Genomic DNA, 14,770 nt, shown 5'->3' with positions numbered 1-14,770 from the left:
GCCGCTCAACCGCGGCCGGTGAATTTCGGCTCACGCTTCTCCTGGAACGCCCGGAAACCCTCGGCATAATCGTCCGTGGTGCACAGGCGCGCCTGCTCGGCGTTCTCCTCCTGCATGGACTGCCACAGGCCCAGGCGCTGGTCCCGGATGTGCGCCACCAGCTCCTTGCTCGCAACAAACGCGCCCGTTGCGCCGGAAGCCACCTTGCCGACGATCCCCCGCGTGGTCTCCAGCAGCTGGTCCGCCGGCATGGCGCGGCTGAACATCCCCTGCGCCACGGCTTCGGCGCCGGAGATCAGGTCCGCGGTGTAGATCAGGTCCAGCGTCCGGTGCATGCCCAGCCGCTCCGTGAAGTACCAGTGCCCGCCCGAGTCCAGCGTGGCCCCCAGCTTGGCGAACGGGGACCCGAATTTGGCGTTCTCCGCCACGTACACCACGTCCGTGGCCAGCAGCAGCCCCAGCCCCACCCCCAGGCACGCACCGTGGGCGGCCGCGAACGTCGGCGCCGGGAACGCGGCCATCTTCTTCAACAGCGGCTCCACCAGCCCGCCCAGGTATGCAGCGGCGTCGTCGCTCTCCGGCGTCACGTTCTGGATGTCCCGGCCCGCGCAGAAGGCGCGGCCCTCTCCTCGAAGCAGCAGCGCCCGCACCTCGCCGCGGGAGGCGGCGGCAGCAGCGTCGTCGTACGCCTGTGTTAAATCCGCCAGGGCCTGCTCATCCAGGGAGTTCAGCTTGTGCGGCGCGTTCAGCACCACCTCGGCCACGGCGTTGTTGATGGAGAGGGAAATCATGGAACTCCTTGTTTGGGACCGGTCGGGCTAGACGTCGAAGTCGACGGTGACTTCCTTGCTGGTGGGGTGGCTCTGGCACGTCAGCACGTACCCCTTGTCCAGCTCATCCTGCTCCAGCGCGTAGTTTTCGTCCATGGTCACGCTGCCGGTGACCACCTTGGCCCGGCAGGTGCCGCACACTCCCCCGGCGCACGCGAACGGCACGTCCGGGCGGACCCGCAGGGCGGCGTTGAGGATGGACTCGCGGGCGTGGGTGGGGCTGGCCACCTCGCCCTGCAGGCCGTCCAGCTTGAAGGTGATCTTGTACGTCTCCTTGGACTCGTCCACCAGCACGGGACGGCCGGCGTTGCCCTCCGGCTTGTCCGGCTTGCCGGAGGTGAACAGCTCGAACCGGACGTTCTCCGGCTTCACGCCGCGCTCCGCCAGGGTGTCCCGGCACAGCTGCACCAGCTCGAACGGCCCGCACAGGAACCACTCGTCCACATCGTCCGCGTGGATGGCGGTGCCCAGCAGCTGCTGGAGCTTCTCCGAATCGATCCTGCCGGAGAGCAGCGGCGCGATCCGCTGCTCGCGGGAGAGCACGTGGTGGATGGCAAGCCGCTGCGGGTACTTGTCCTTCAGGTCCGCGAGCTCCTCCAGGAACATCACGTCCATGGCGGCCTTGTTGGCGTAGATGAGATCGAACCGGCACTCCGGGTTGGCGGCCAGCAGCGTCCGGGCGATGGCGATCACCGGGGTGATGCCGCTGCCCGCGGCGATGGCCACGAAGCTTGCTTCCCCCTGGGAGGCGACGTCCCCCGCCAGCTCCTCCGGGTTGTTCATGGAGTTCATCCGGTTCTGCTCCACGGCCTGGCCGTCGCGGCCGTGGCGGGACACAAACGCGCCCATGGGGCTCATGACGTCCAGGGTGTCCCCGGCCTTCAGCTCGGCGTTGGCCCAGGTGGAGAACAGCCCGCCCAGGTCCTTCTTGATGGCCACGCGGATCTCGCTGGTGCCGTCCTCGAAGCTGCGCGGCTCTGCGCAGATGGAGTAGCTGCGGCGGATTTCCTTGGGCTCGCCAGACTCGTCCGGCAGCGTGGTGCGCAGCGCCACGTACTGGCCGGGCAGGTAGTCGAACTGGCCGGCAAGCTCCGCGGGCACGTGGAAGGACACCTCGATGGCATCGTCGGTGAGCCGGCGTACCTCCTTAACGGCGAGAGTGTGGAAGGAAGGACGACGGCGGCCGGTGGCCTGCGCCTCCTCGGCGGCGGTCTGGCGGACAACAGGCATGGGGCTTCCTTACAGCACTTTGAAGTAGTCGAACGGTTCCTTGCAGTCCTGGCAGACATACAGCGCCTTGCAGGAGGTGGAGCCGAAGCGGGTGAGTTCCTTGGTGTTGAGGCTGGAGCACTGCGGGCATTTCACGGCCATGGTGAGGCGGATGGGGCCGGCGTGCCGTGCAGCATTGCTTTTTCCAGTAGGCGGAGCGATCCCGTACTCCTGCAGCTTCTGCTTGCCGGCCTCCGTCATCCAGTCCGTGGACCAGGCCGGGGCGAGCACCAGGTCCACCTCGACGTCCGTGTAGCCCTCCTTGGTGAAGGCGGTTTTGAGGTCGTCGCGGATGGCGTCCATGGCCGGGCAGCCCGAGTACGTGGGGGTGATGGTGACCTTGACGTGCTGGCCTGTTCCGTGTTCCTGCGTCACTTTCACGTCCCGCAGGATCCCCAGGTCCGCGATGCTGAGCACGGGGATCTCCGGGTCCACCACGGTGGCGGCGATGTCCCAGGCCTTCTGCTCATCCTGCCGCGGCGTCTGCGTCCGGGATTCAAAGTCCGAGATGTACATGGCGGCCGTCACCAGCTCGCTCCGGGGTGCTCGCGGGCCAGGACCTGCATCTCGGCCAGGATGTAGCCCAGGTGCTCAGAGTGCCTGCCCTGCCGGCCACCGCCGGGCGCTGCCGGGACGTCCGGGACCTCGAGTTCAGCTTCTGTCAGGACCTCGCCGGTGAGCCGGTCAAAGTCCTCTTTCAGGGAGGAAGGCGCGACGGCGATGCCCGCCTCAGCGAGCCGGCCCGTCAGGGCGTCGTCGCGGAAGAGTTCCTCCACGTACGGCCACATGATGCGGAAACCGTGGATCATCCGCGTGCGGGATTCCTCGGTGCCGCCGGCCAGGCGCAGGACCCACTGGGCGGCGTGGTCCCGGTGGTAGTCCACTTCCTTCACGGCCTTGGCGGCGATGGCGGCCAGGGTGGCGTCCTTGGATTCGGTGAGGCGGCTGTAGAGCAGGAACTGGTAGTAGCTCACCACGAACTGGCGGGCGATGGTGGCTGCGAAGTCCCCGTTGGGCTGCTCGAACAGCTGCACGGAGCGGAACTCATGCTCGCGGCGGAAATAGGCGAGGTCATCCTCTGACTTGGCCGAACCGTCGTCGTTCACCATTGCGCCGCCGGCGTAGCTGAGCAAGGAGCGGGCGTGGCCCAGCTGGTCCAGGGCGATGTTGCCCAGGGCGATGTCCTCCTCCAGCTCGGGGGCGCGGGAGATCCAGTGGCCCAGGCGCTGGGCCAGGATCAGGGCGTCGTCGCCCAGGCGCAGCGCGTACTCGGCGGTGTCTTCGCTTGGCTTTGCAAGGCCGGTGCGGACCTCCAGTGCGATGTCCTCCGGGCGGAGGGCGTTGCCGGGGGTGATGCGGGTGGCGCTGGCGTTGGCTTCGCTCACAGGTGCTTCACTCCCTCGCTCTTGGTGTAGTACGTGGCGTGGCGGTAGTCCTTGCCCTGGGGCGACTCGAAGAACGCGCCCTTGGAATCGGGATCGCTGGCGGCGATGGCGTCCGCCGGGACAACCCAGATGGAGACGCCCTCGTTGCGGCGGGTGTAGAGGTCCCGGGCGTTGCGCAGGGCCATGGCGGCATCCGGTGCGTGCAGGGAGCCGGCGTGGACGTGGCTCAGGCCGCGGCTGGACCGGACGAAGACCTCCCAGAGGCCCCAGGCGTGGTCCGTGTGTTCCTGCGGCTTTGGGGATGCCTTGGGGGCTTCGCGGTTGATCTCGGTGGCGGAGCTGGCGGGTGCTTCCGGGTTCCCGTGGGGGCTCATGCTGCGTATTCCTTCGTCTTCATTGACTGTTTCTGTGCATAGGCTGCCGCTGCCTCGCGGACCCAGGCGCCGTCGTCGTGCGCTTCCCGGCGGCGCTCAAGGCGCTGGGAGTTGCAGGGGCCGCGGCCGGCCAGGACCTCGTGGAACTCGTCCCAGTCCAGCGGGCCGTGCTCCCACTTTTTGGAGTCCTCGTTGAAGCGGATCTGGTCATCCGGGAGGGTGAGGCCAAGGACCCGGACCTGCTCCACCATCATGCCCACGAAGCGGCTGCGGAGCTCATCATTGCTGAAGCGCTTGATGTTCCAGGCCATGGACTGCTTGGAGTTGGGGGAATCGTCATCCGGCGGGCCGAACATCATCAGGGCCGGGGCGTACCAGCGGTTCACGGCGTCCTGGGCCATCTGCTTCTGGGCGGGGGTGCCGTTGGAGAGTTCCAGCAGGATCTCGAAACCCTGGCGCTGGTGGAAGCTCTCCTCCTTGCAGATGCGCACCATGGCCCGGCCGTAGGGGCCGTAGGAGGCGCGGCACAGCGGGACCTGGTTGCAGATCGCGGCGCCGTCCACCAGCCAGCCGATGGCACCCATGTCCGCCCAGGTGAGCGCGGGGTAGTTGAAGATGGACGAGTAGCGGGCCTTGCCGGCGATCAGGGCGTCCGTCATCTCGTCCCGGTTCTGGCCCAGGGACTCGGCGGCGGAGTAGAGGTACAGCCCGTGGCCGGCCTCGTCCTGGACCTTGGCCATGAGGATGGCCTTGCGCTTCAGGCTGGGGGCCCGGGAGATCCAGTTAGCCTCCGGCTGCATGCCGATGATCTCGGAGTGGGCATGCTGGGAGATCTGGCGCAGGAGGGTCTTGCGGTAGGCCGGCGGCATCCAGTCCTTGGGCTCGATGCGGGAGTCCTCGGCGATGACGCGGTCAAAGTTGGCCTGGCCGTCTGCTTCCGCCGTTTCGCTGGTTCCAGCCGTTAGCTCGACCGGCACTGACTGCAAGTTCTGGGCTGCCATGGTTGCTCCTATGCAAAGACCGTCTGGGACGTGCGGAATTATTTACCGACCGTTCGTTCAGGATATGCGGAACCGCGAGGGCCCGTCAAGCGTTGGCCCGCACCCGCGCGATGCGCACATTCGGGTTCGATGCAGATGTTCGTCTGCGCAGCCCATATCGCCGGTGCGCCGGCGAATGCGTGTGTCGGGACCGGATATGCGCGTCGCCTGCGCTTCTCCACATAACGGCACCAGCCCCTACCGGCCGGGGCATGCGGCTGAGAATCTCGGTCAATGCCAGATCTTCCACCGCTTCTGCTGTCCCGCGACCGCCTCCTTCATGGACTGACCCCGGACGAGCTCGCGAAACGCGTGAAGGCTGGCATCCTGGTCCGCATCCGGCATGGCGTCTACACGGACGGAGCGGCCTGGCGCAGCCTCAAATTATGGGAGCAGTACCGCCTCCGCATCCAGGCAGCAGCCGAAACCCTCGAGAAACCCACGGTCTTTGCCCGGCGCTCGGCCGCCAGTGTGTGGGGTATCCCGACCATCGGCCTGCACCACCCGGTCCAGGCCCTCACGTTCAAGAACGACGGCGGCCGGTCACGTGCCGGAGTCAGCCGCCACTATGCAGCACCGGCGGGGCTGCACGTGGTAGAGCGGGAGGGCCTGCTGGTCACCGGCCGCATCCGCACCGTCCTGGACCTGGCGGCGTCCATTCCGTTTGCCGAGGCTGTTGCGCCCATGGACCACGTGCTGCGACCGGACAGGGCGCGGCGCCTGCCCGCCGTGACCAAGGAGGACCTGGACGCCGGTATCGGCTCAAATTTTTCCGCCGCGGCCGGGCGGAGGATCCGTGCCGTTATTGAGTTTGCCGATCCTGAATCGGGCTCGGCCGGGGAATCCTTGAGCCGGGCACTGATGCACGTGGCCGGATTAGAGCCCCCGGTCCTGCAGCACCCGATGTACGACCGGGGCGGCTTGGCGGGGTACGCGGACTTTCACTGGAAGCGCTCCAAAGTGGTTGGTGAGTTCGATGGCGAGGAAAAGTACGTCAAACCCGAATTCCTGAAGGGTATGACTTCATCGCAGGCCGTGGTGGCTGAGAAGAAGCGCGAAAACCGGATCCGGGCCACAGGCTTTGCCGTGGTGCGGTGGGACTGGGCTGACTTGATGGCGCCGGGCAAGCTGGAACGCATGCTGACGGCGGCCGGCGTGCCCCGCCGTCGTACTCGCTCTGCCGGTTTCGACACGCAGACCGGGCCGTGACCCGCATATTCGCTGACGCACGCCATATCCGGGCGTCGCCATCGAACATGCGCAGCGACGGTGCCATTCGGGAATGTCAGCCCGCCCACGGGTGCGGTGGTAACGCGGCAGTAACGGCTCGCTGCTCTACTTGGCGATGGGAGGTTGTGCCGTGCCCAAGAAACATAAACCAGCAGCTAAGCCTCCCTGGTACAAGCGCACCTCCACGTTCATCATCGCCGCGGGTGCCCTGGCCGCCGCGATCCTGGGCGTGCTGAACCTCTGGGACAGGATCTTCCCTCCGCCCGACGACGACGTGGCTCGGATCGAGTCGATCCACCTCATCAAGCGCACACCGCTGACCGGCTTCGCCCCGGAAGGGATCGGCGGGCTCCTGCCCCTGACCGCCGTCCCTGAGGCTGCCTCGGCGGGGCGGATTTACGACGACGGCGGGCTGGCCGGGGCGGGTTTCGTCCAGGCGGCGCCGCCGGCCGGACGGGACGCAGCGGCCGCGCCCCAAGTCACGGGACTGGAACAGTTCACCATGCGTCCCCTGCCCACTGTCCGGCCGGTCCCGCGGCCCACCTTCCTGACGTTCACGCCGGAGCCGACGCCCACGCCGACGCCGACGCGTACGACGGCGACGCCCAGTCCCACGCCCACCGGCACCTCCACCGGGACGGGCAGTCCGACCTACTCCCCCGGACCGACAATGACAAAGCTCAAGATCCCCAAGCCACTTACAGCGGACATCAGGGACGTCATAGCCGAGCAGAAGGTCCTCTCCATCTACGTGCCCGAGGCCGCGCAGCGCGCCATCCAGTATTTGAGCATCGAACCGGTGGACGAAACAGGTGAATCGCTTCCCCCAGCCGAACTGGCTGTAAGACTGGCCGCGGCGCTGGAGGAGGTGGAGTCGACCACCGGCCCTCAGGGCGAGGATCCGCAGGGCTGGACCGTGGCCGTCAGGGTAGACCTCCAGGGACTAGCGGATGTCCCCCTGCTCCTGACCTGGTCCCTGGACGGCCTGGATGTTCCGCTCACCTGGCAGGCCGAAAAACTCGCCTACAGGGTGGTGGGAGGCACCCCTCACGATGCGGGGGTGGCCGAGATCTGGGTGCCCGACCTCAAGCGTTCCGGCGCCTACAACGTCAATATCAAACTCTCCTACGAAGCCACCGGGGTCATCGCAGACCTGCGCCCGCTGGCACTCCCGGACACGGGAGTCACCCAGGGCGGCTGAGCCGTAACGCCGTGGGCGCCGGCGCTACCGCCGTTCAGAGAGCCCGGAACGGGGCTGCATGCGGCAGAGTTTCAGGGCAGTGTCCCTCAGCGTGCTTGGAAGGAAAGGTTTTGTAAGATACGCGGCAGCTCCGGCCGCCAGCCCGGCAAGAACGTCGTCGTCTTCTGCCCTGGACGTAAGGAACAGCAGCGGTGCCGGGCTCAGCTTCCGCAGTTCAAGGCAGAGATCCTGCCCGTCCATATCCGGCAAACCCAAGTCCAGGGTGATCAGGGACAAGGTGGAACCGGCCGCAACGGCTGCGGCCTTACCCTCGGCCCCTGAGCCGACCGCCACTACTTTGAACCCGGCGCGGGTCAACACTGCGGTAATCAGTCCACGGACATCGGCGTCATCTTCAATGACCAGGCAGACGTGCTGTTCTTCCACTAAGCGCCCCCCGGCTCCTGTTAGTTGTGGCAAGTTTAAGGCTGGCCGGCCCGGACAGGGCTCCAATGCGGAAAAATTTCCTCCCCGGGACGGACTGTACAACAAGCTCAGCACTCGCGGACAATAACCACCGGTCTGTTCTGTACCCGGGTGAGTCTGTCTGCCACCGCACCCTCCATAGTCCTGCCAAGTTTGGCGAGGAGACCTGGCCGGCCGTTCCCGACCATGAGCATGCTGGCGCCGGTGCTCACAGCAAGCCGCGCCAGCGCGGTGCTGACGTCGCCGTGCAGTTCACGGAAGGACCATGCTGTTCCGTCAGGGCCCAGAAGAACCGCGATGCGCGAACGTACCTCGTTGGCGGGGTAGAGCGCTTCCTCATTGACAACGGGATCGAGCGAAAGCGCCGTACGTATCCGCGGGGGTTCCCATTCGGTGAGAACACTGGACGGATCAACATAGGCACAAACAAGGTGGATGTCCAGAGCATCGGCAAGCTCTGCACCCGTGCGTACAAGCGCCGGCGGCGCCGGCCACGGGACGCCGAGAATCAGCGGCCCTGCGTAAGCCATGACCACGTCCAAACTGGCGGAGAAGTGATTGGATGCATCCATGCTCCCTGACAGCACTCAGCGTTCGTGCTCCCGCACGTTGCCCTCTCCGAATTCAAGCATGCCCGGGGCCACCGCGCCTGCAAAAACTGAACCTGCCGGTCCGTATTCACCGGATGTTCACCACCCACGGCTGCCGCAGCTGTTCACCATCCGTTCACACCGGCAGAGTAGCTTCGGCCGGTGAATGTTTCTGATCTGACTGAACCGGCCGGGACGCAGGCAACATACCTGCCGCAGTTGGCCAGCGCCGGGAAGGCTGCACCGCCGCGCACCCTGGCCCAGGTTTTTGAGGAAACGGCCCGGCAGTTCCCTGACGCTTCCGCCCTCGACGACGGCAGGGCCTCCCTCAGCTACGCGGACCTCCACGCCGCGGCCAAGGAGTACGCCAGGCGCCTGCACCGGAACGGGATCGGGGCCGGCGACAAAGTGGGGATCCGCATCCCGTCCGGCACCAACGAATTGTACGTAGCCATCCTCGCCACACTGCTGGTGGGCGCAGCCTACGTTCCGGTTGACGCGGATGACCCCGAAGAGCGGGCGGCCCTGGTCTTCGAAGAAGCCGGCGTGGCGGCGATCCTCCGCGCCGGTGAGATCCTTACCGTTCCCGGCAGGGAGGGTCCCTTCCCTGCGCCCCGGCAACCCGGGGTTGAGGATGACGCCTGGGTCATTTTCACCTCCGGCTCCACGGGCAAACCGAAGGGCGTGGCCGTGACGCACCGGTCAGCCGCCGCCTTCGTTGACGCCGAAGCCAGGCTGTTCCTTCCGGACAATCCGGTGAACTCCTCGGACCGCGTCCTGGCGGGACTGTCCGTCGCCTTCGATGCGTCCTGCGAGGAAATGTGGCTGGCATGGCGGAACGGCGCCTGCCTGGTGCCCGCCCCGCGGTCCCTGGTGCGGACCGGGATGGATCTGGGCCCGTGGCTGATCACCAACGGAATCACCGTGGTGTCCACCGTTCCCACCCTTGCCGGCCTGTGGCCCGCCGAGGCCCTGGATGCGGTCAGGCTCCTGATCTTCGGCGGCGAGGCCTGCCCGCCCGAGCTGGCGGCGCGGCTGGCCGTGGACGAACGCGAGGTCTGGAACACCTACGGGCCCACCGAGGCCACCGTCGTCGCGTGTGCCGCACGGATGGACGGATCCGGTCCGGTGCGGATCGGCCTGCCCCTGGACGGGTGGGACCTGGCCGTCGTCGACGCCGCCGGCGTTCCCGTGGCCGACGGCCAGACCGGGGAACTGATCATCGGCGGGGTTGGCCTTGCCCGGTACCTGGACCCGGCCAAGGACGCCGAAAAGTATGCCCCCATGGACACGCTCGGGTGGGACCGCGCGTACCGCAGCGGCGACCTTGTGCGGTACGAGGCTGACGGCCTGGTTTTTGTGGGCCGGGCCGATGAGCAGGTGAAACTCGGCGGGCGCCGGATCGAACTGGGCGAAATCGACGCCGCGCTGCAGTCCCTGCCCGGCATCCAGGGCGCGGCTGCCGCGGTCCAGGGCACCGCCGCGGGAAACCAGATCCTCGTGGGGTACCTGGCGCCGGCGCCGGGCACGTCCCCCGACCTTGACCAGTTGCGAACCCTGCTGGCCGCCCAGCTCCCCGCGGCGCTCGTTCCGCTGCTCGCCGTCGTCGACAGCCTCCCGGTGAAGACCAGCGGCAAGGTGGACCGCCACGCGCTGCCATGGCCGCTGGCGCAGGCGTCTGCAGGTGAAGGCGTGGCGCCGGACCTGGACGGGCCATCAGCTTGGATCGCTGATCAGTGGGCGGCCGTCCTGGGGACGCCACCGGACAGCCTGGATGCCGATTTCTTCGCCTACGGCGGCAGCAGCCTGGCCGCCGCCCGGCTGGTCTCCGCCCTCCGGGTGCGCTACCCCACCATCACCGTGGCCGACGTGTACGCCCGCCCGCGGCTTGGCGCACTGATTGAACTTGCGCGGCTTTCATCGCCCGACGGCGGCATGGCGGCTTCCGAGCGGATGGAACGTTCAGTGCGGCCTACTGCCCGTAAATCGCAGGTCTTCCAGATCGTGGCCGGGTTGCCCCTGCACGTGCTCGTGGCAATGCGCTGGCTGACATATCTGATGGCCATCAACAACGTCCTCGTCGCGTGGGGTGTCCTGAGCGGGGCCCCGACAGTGTCCTGGTGGTGGGTGCTGGTGTCCTGGCTGGTGTTTGTGAATCCGCTGGGCCGGATGGCCATCTCCGTTGCGGCGGCGCGCCTGCTGCTCCGCGGCGTGGTTCCCGGCAGTTATCCGCGGTCCGGGAAGGTGCATCTGAGGCTGTGGCTGGCAGAACAGATCGCGGACTTGTCCGGGGCGGTCAGCCTTGCCGGCGCCCCCTGGGTTCCGTACTACGCCCGGGCCTTGGGCGCCAAAGTAGGCAAGGATGTTGACCTTCATTCCGTCCCGCCCGTGACCGGCATGCTGAGCCTGGGGACGGGCTGTTCAATCGAACCCGAGGTGGACCTTTCGGGCTGGTGGATCGACGGCGACCTGGTCCATATCGGACACGTCCGGGTGGGCCCGGGCGCCACCGTCGGCTCGCGGAGCACCCTCATGCCGGGCGCTCGCATCGGTGCCGGAGCGGAAGTTGCCCCGGGCTCGGCCGTCCTGGGCAAGCTCAAGGCGAACCAGCGCTTTGCGGGCTCGCCCGCCCAGCGCCTCGGGAAGGCACAGCAGGACTGGCCCGCCCGGCCGCCGTCGGGCCTGAAATCGGTGCTCGCGTTTGGCGCCTACGCGCTCGCCGCGGCAGCGCTGGCGCTCATCCCCTTCGTCTCGGCAGCCCTTGGCGCCCTTCCGGTGATCGCCGCCGTCCGGGGCCAGGAGTCCCTGTTCTCGTCGTGGCCGGAACTGTTGTGGACTGTGCCTGCTGCCGCCGTCGTCTGGTTCCTATCCAACATGGCCTTGACGGCCGCCGTCGTCCGTCTTCTTGGCCTGGGACTCCGCGAAGGCCACTACCGCGTCCGCAGCTTCACCGGCTGGCGGGTGTGGGCCACCGAACGTGTCCTGGACATGGCCAGGGACCTGCTTTTCCCCCTCTACGCAAGCCTGTTCACGCCGGTCTGGCTGCGGCTGCTGGGGGCGAAAGTGGGCCGCAACGTTGAGGCGTCCACGGTACTCCTGCTGCCTTCCATGACGACGGTGGGCGACGGCGCGTTCCTGGCCGATGACACCATGATTGCCTCCTACGAGCTCGGCGGCGGGTGGATGAGGATCGCTCCGGCGAAGATCGGCAAACGGGCGTTCCTGGGAAATTCGGGCATGACCGGGGCAGGACGCAGCGTGCCCAAGAACTCGCTGGTGGCTGTGCTGTCCGCGACGCCCGCGAAAGCGAAATCCGGGACGTCCTGGCTGGGCAGCCCGCCGGTGCGCCTCCGCCGCGCACGGATGGAGGTTGACCAGAGCCTGACCTATGACCCGCCGCTGAGGCTGAAGATCTACCGCTCCTGCTGGGAACTGTGCCGGGCTGTTCCCGTCATCCTCACCGCAGCCATCGCCGTCGCCATCCTCGCCGTCCTGGACTGGATCGGCGGAGCTGCCGGATATGCCGCCGCCGCCCTGCTCGGGGCGCCCGTGCTGCTGGCAGCCGGGGCTGTGGCCGCGGCAAGCTCGGTAGCGGCCAAGTGGCTGCTCGTGGGGAAGATCGATGCACGGGAGCACCCCCTGTGGAGCTCATTCATCTGGCGCAACGAGGTGGTGGACACCTTCATCGAGATGGTCACGGCGCCGTGGTTCGCGCGCGCTGCCGCGGGCACCCCCGCCCTGGTGTGGTGGCTGCGTGGCCTCGGCGCCAAGATCGGCTCCGGCGCCTGGTGCGAAAGCTACTGGCTGCCCGAAGCGGATCTGGTCACGCTGGGTGAGAACTCCACGGTGAACCGCGGCTGCGTCATCCAGACCCACCTCTTCCACGACCGGGTGATGAGCATCGACACCGTTACGCTTGAAGCCGGGGCAACCATGGGCCCGCACGGAGTGATTTTGCCTGCAGCCCGGATTGGTGCCGGCGGTACAGTGGGTCCGGCATCGCTTGTGATGCGTGGCGAGACCGTTCCGGCGGCCAGCTACTGGATCGGGAATCCGGTCAGCCCATGGGCTTCCCCGGCCGCAGCCGTTCCCGCCCGAGAGGCCCAGCTACAGTGACAGCACACCAGGAGCACGTACCAGGCGGGCAGCGGGCAGCCGTCCCCTGCCGTCCGCTACCCGATCCCTACACGCCAGGGCACGGATCCGCAGACTACGGCGTCTCCCGCTACGAGCTGTACCTCGACTACCGCGTGTCCACAAACCGGCTCTCCGGCCACGCCGCCATCACAGCCCGCTCCCACGTTGAGCTCGCCACCATCATGCTGAACCTGGCCGGGCTGCGGGTCCTGAAGGTTCAACTGGACGGGCAGCGCGTGCAGAGGTTCAGCCAGCGGGGGCACCAGCTCTTCATTGTCCCCGGCCGCCCCGTGCCCGCCGGCAGCGACTTCAGCCTCGATATCCGGTACGAGGGCTCCCCGGGTCCCCTGCGCGGCAACTGGGGCGAAGTGGGCTGGGAAGAGCTCACCGACGGGGTGCTTGTGGCCGGGCAGCCCACCGGCGCGCCGTCCTGGTTTCCCTGCAATGACCATCCCAGCCAGAAAGCCAGCTTCGGGTACACCATCACCACGGAGGCCAACTACAGGGTGGTCTGCAACGGGGTGCTGGTCTCGCGCCATGCCAAGGCCAGCCGCGAAACCTGGGTCTTTGAACAGCCTGAGCCCATGGCCACCTACCTGGCCACAGTGCAGATCGGCCGCTACGACCTTCGACCCCTGGCCTTCCAGCCCCACCTTCCGGCCCACCTTCCTGCCCACCGGGCGGGCACCGCGGACGACGGCGGCCAGCGTCAGGTCCCGCAATTCGTTGCGGCACCCCCGGCCCTCATGGCCACCGCCACTGCTGCCCTCGGCCGGCAAGGCCAGATGATGGAGACGTTCGAGACGTGCTTCGGCCCGTACCCCTTCCCCGGTTACACCGTGGTGGTGGCGGACGACGAACTCGAAATCCCCCTGGAAGCGCAGTCGCTGTCTGTTTTCGGCCCGAACCATCTCAATCAGCAATGGGAGGCCCAGCGGCTCATTGCCCATGAACTGGCCCATCAGTGGTTCGGAAACTCCCTGACCGCCACGGCCTGGGCCGACATCTGGCTGCACGAGGGATTCGCCTGCTACGCCGAGTGGATCTGGTCCGAAGCCTCCGGAAACACCACGGCACACCAACGGGCCCAGGGCGCCTGGCAACTGCTTTCATCCCAGGCGGAGGATCTTCTGGTGGGTGACCCCTCACCGGAGCTGATGTTCGATGACCGGGTCTACAAACGCGGCGCCCTTGCCCTCCATGCCCTAAGGCGTGCCACCGGCGAGGTGCTGTTCTTCGAGGTCCTAAGAACCTGGACGCACCGGTACCGCTACGGCGGAGTCACAACTGCTGACTTCGTGGAAACCGCCAACCAGGCATGCCTCGAACTGCCCGGATTCGACGCGCGCGCTGTGTTGGACCCCTGGCTCTACCAGTCAGCACTCCCCACGCTCCCGTGACGCCGGCAGATCAGGGCCTCTCGCTGGCAGCCGTACGGTTGTCCGGCGTGGACCTGGGCCTGGCGCATGTCCTGGGTGAGGCGGAGCTGGCCCGGGCTTCGACATTCCGCTCCCCCGCCCTGCGGGAGGCCTTCCTGGCCGGCCGCATAGCGTTGCGCCTCCACATTAGTGCGCTGACCGGAGACAGCCCCGGGTCGCTCGAAGCGGACTATTTCTGTCCCACCTGCAGCGGCCAGGGACACGGGATCCCCCGGTATCGGCTCCCCTCCCGTCCCGGCCTCCTTCGCGCCAGCCTCAGCAGGTCCGGGAGCTGGTGCGTGGTTGCCGCTGCCCTGGATGACCGGATCGCCGGTATTGGGGTGGACATCGAGGACAGGTCCGCTGCAGACTTTGACGGATTCCCGTCGCTTGCGATGACCGCGAACGAGCGCGGCCAGCTGGAAAAAGTGCCCCCGGCGCTGAAACCCAGGTTCCAGACCCGCCTTTGGGTCCGCAAGGAGGCCGTCCTTAAGGCACTCGGTACGGGCCTGGCGAAGGCCCCCTCCCTGGTTGATGTGTCCGGATCAACCCCCTCCGGGCTTACGGGACCTCCCGGGCAGGCACTGTGGAGTCTCGAGGACGTCAGTCCCGCCGGTCTTCCGGGAGACTTCGCTGCCTCAATCGCTACCTTCTCGGAGATACCTCACGCCAGCTCCACGACGGGGTACGGCCACCTGCCTGCCGGCGGCCCTTAGGCAGGAAGCGTCCAATCCCGGCTTTGACGGTGGGAGAGGGAACACGGACAACGTCGAATTCTGACATGTCGATGAGCTGCCGGGAACCAGTCAATGTGTCCAGAATCCACAGCAA

13 protein-coding genes are annotated in these 14,770 nt (G+C 67.3%); 5 read left to right on the top strand and 8 right to left on the bottom strand.

The features are described from left to right. Nucleotides 1-5 precede the first annotated feature (5 nt). Genes IEX33_RS01195 through paaA form a run of 6 tightly spaced genes read right to left on the bottom strand, consistent with a single transcriptional unit; the run spans nucleotide 6 to nucleotide 4,859 of the window. A complete protein-coding gene (locus IEX33_RS01195; RefSeq protein WP_188727065.1) occupies nucleotides 6-791 on the bottom strand; it encodes an enoyl-CoA hydratase/isomerase family protein in 786 nt (261 codons plus the stop codon). Between the two features lie 27 nt (nucleotides 792-818). Beyond that, nucleotides 819-2,060, bottom strand: a complete 1,242-nt coding sequence (gene paaE / locus IEX33_RS01190; protein ID WP_188727063.1) for a 1,2-phenylacetyl-CoA epoxidase subunit PaaE — start codon at nucleotides 2,058-2,060, stop codon at nucleotides 819-821. Nucleotides 2,061-2,069: 9 nt separating this feature from the next. Continuing rightward, nucleotides 2,070-2,615, bottom strand: a complete 546-nt coding sequence (gene paaD / locus IEX33_RS01185) for a 1,2-phenylacetyl-CoA epoxidase subunit PaaD (protein ID WP_188728110.1) — start codon at nucleotides 2,613-2,615, stop codon at nucleotides 2,070-2,072. An 8-nt stretch (nucleotides 2,616-2,623) separates the two neighbouring features. Then, a complete protein-coding gene (gene paaC, locus IEX33_RS01180) occupies nucleotides 2,624-3,484 on the bottom strand; it encodes a 1,2-phenylacetyl-CoA epoxidase subunit PaaC (protein ID WP_188727061.1) in 861 nt (286 codons plus the stop codon). Continuing rightward, nucleotides 3,481-3,858 (bottom strand): 1,2-phenylacetyl-CoA epoxidase subunit PaaB, encoded by a 378-nt coding sequence (gene paaB / locus IEX33_RS01175; RefSeq protein WP_104184541.1) that lies wholly within the window; start codon nucleotides 3,856-3,858, stop codon nucleotides 3,481-3,483. The genes paaC and paaB overlap by 4 nt, the downstream gene beginning before the upstream one ends. Next, on the bottom strand, nucleotides 3,855-4,859 hold the full coding sequence (gene paaA, locus IEX33_RS01170; RefSeq protein WP_188727058.1) for a 1,2-phenylacetyl-CoA epoxidase subunit PaaA: 1,005 nt from the start codon (nucleotides 4,857-4,859) through the stop codon (nucleotides 3,855-3,857). Before paaA ends, paaB begins: the two co-directional genes overlap by 4 nt. Nucleotides 4,860-5,132: 273 nt before the next feature. Here paaA and IEX33_RS01165 point away from each other — a divergent pair, with 273 nt between their 5' ends. Beyond that, nucleotides 5,133-6,107 carry a type IV toxin-antitoxin system AbiEi family antitoxin domain-containing protein gene (locus IEX33_RS01165; protein WP_188727056.1) on the top strand — a complete coding sequence of 325 codons (975 nt, stop codon included), beginning with the start codon at nucleotides 5,133-5,135 and terminating at the stop codon, nucleotides 6,105-6,107. Between the two features lie 151 nt (nucleotides 6,108-6,258). Continuing rightward, complete coding sequence (locus IEX33_RS01160) at nucleotides 6,259-7,329, top strand: hypothetical protein (RefSeq protein WP_188727054.1); 1,071 nt, start codon at nucleotides 6,259-6,261, stop codon at nucleotides 7,327-7,329. Between the two features lie 24 nt (nucleotides 7,330-7,353). Here the strand turns inward: IEX33_RS01160 and IEX33_RS01155 are convergent, their stop codons facing one another. Beyond that, nucleotides 7,354-7,755 (bottom strand): response regulator transcription factor, encoded by a 402-nt coding sequence (locus IEX33_RS01155; protein WP_188727052.1) that lies wholly within the window; start codon nucleotides 7,753-7,755, stop codon nucleotides 7,354-7,356. A 107-nt stretch (nucleotides 7,756-7,862) separates the two neighbouring features. Beyond that, nucleotides 7,863-8,366: a universal stress protein gene (locus tag IEX33_RS01150; RefSeq protein WP_229675173.1), complete on the bottom strand. Its 504-nt coding sequence runs from the start codon at nucleotides 8,364-8,366 to the stop codon at nucleotides 7,863-7,865. A 180-nt stretch (nucleotides 8,367-8,546) separates the two neighbouring features. Here IEX33_RS01150 and IEX33_RS01145 point away from each other — a divergent pair, with 180 nt between their 5' ends. The 3 genes from IEX33_RS01145 to IEX33_RS01135 are packed head-to-tail and all read left to right on the top strand — an operon-like array spanning nucleotide 8,547 to nucleotide 14,655. Further along, the gene (locus IEX33_RS01145) at nucleotides 8,547-12,500 is read left to right on the top strand and encodes a Pls/PosA family non-ribosomal peptide synthetase (protein WP_377089669.1); all 3,954 of its coding nucleotides are present in this window, start codon (nucleotides 8,547-8,549) and stop codon (nucleotides 12,498-12,500) included. Next, nucleotides 12,497-13,921: a M1 family metallopeptidase gene (locus IEX33_RS01140; RefSeq protein ID WP_229675172.1), complete on the top strand. Its 1,425-nt coding sequence runs from the start codon at nucleotides 12,497-12,499 to the stop codon at nucleotides 13,919-13,921. The genes IEX33_RS01145 and IEX33_RS01140 overlap by 4 nt, the downstream gene beginning before the upstream one ends. Beyond that, nucleotides 13,918-14,655, top strand: a complete 738-nt coding sequence (locus tag IEX33_RS01135; protein WP_188727050.1) for a 4'-phosphopantetheinyl transferase family protein — start codon at nucleotides 13,918-13,920, stop codon at nucleotides 14,653-14,655. The genes IEX33_RS01140 and IEX33_RS01135 overlap by 4 nt, the downstream gene beginning before the upstream one ends. Nucleotides 14,656-14,770 lie beyond the last annotated feature (115 nt).

The organism is Pseudarthrobacter scleromae, assembly GCF_014644515.1.
GTDB classification, from domain to species: Bacteria; Actinomycetota; Actinomycetes; order Actinomycetales; family Micrococcaceae; genus Arthrobacter; species Arthrobacter scleromae.
Note: the sequence above shows the minus strand (reverse complement) of the source record. Positions and strands in the feature narration are given on the sequence as shown.

Bases quoted from the DNA above. Each gene is read 5' to 3' on its own strand.
- IEX33_RS01195 (WP_188727065.1), bottom strand. From the start codon at position 791: ATGATTTCCCTCTCCATCAACAACGCCGTGGCCGAGGTGGTGCTGAAC.
- paaE (WP_188727063.1), bottom strand. From the start codon at position 2,060: ATGCCTGTTGTCCGCCAGACCGCCGCCGAGGAGGCGCAGGCCACCGGC.
- paaD (WP_188728110.1), bottom strand. From the start codon at position 2,615: ATGTACATCTCGGACTTTGAATCCCGGACGCAGACGCCGCGGCAGGAT.
- paaB (WP_104184541.1), bottom strand. From the start codon at position 3,858: ATGAGCCCCCACGGGAACCCGGAAGCACCCGCCAGCTCCGCCACCGAG.
- paaA (WP_188727058.1), bottom strand. From the start codon at position 4,859: ATGGCAGCCCAGAACTTGCAGTCAGTGCCGGTCGAGCTAACGGCTGGA.
- IEX33_RS01165 (WP_188727056.1), top strand. From the start codon at position 5,133: ATGCCAGATCTTCCACCGCTTCTGCTGTCCCGCGACCGCCTCCTTCAT.
- IEX33_RS01150 (WP_229675173.1), bottom strand. From the start codon at position 8,366: ATGGATGCATCCAATCACTTCTCCGCCAGTTTGGACGTGGTCATGGCT.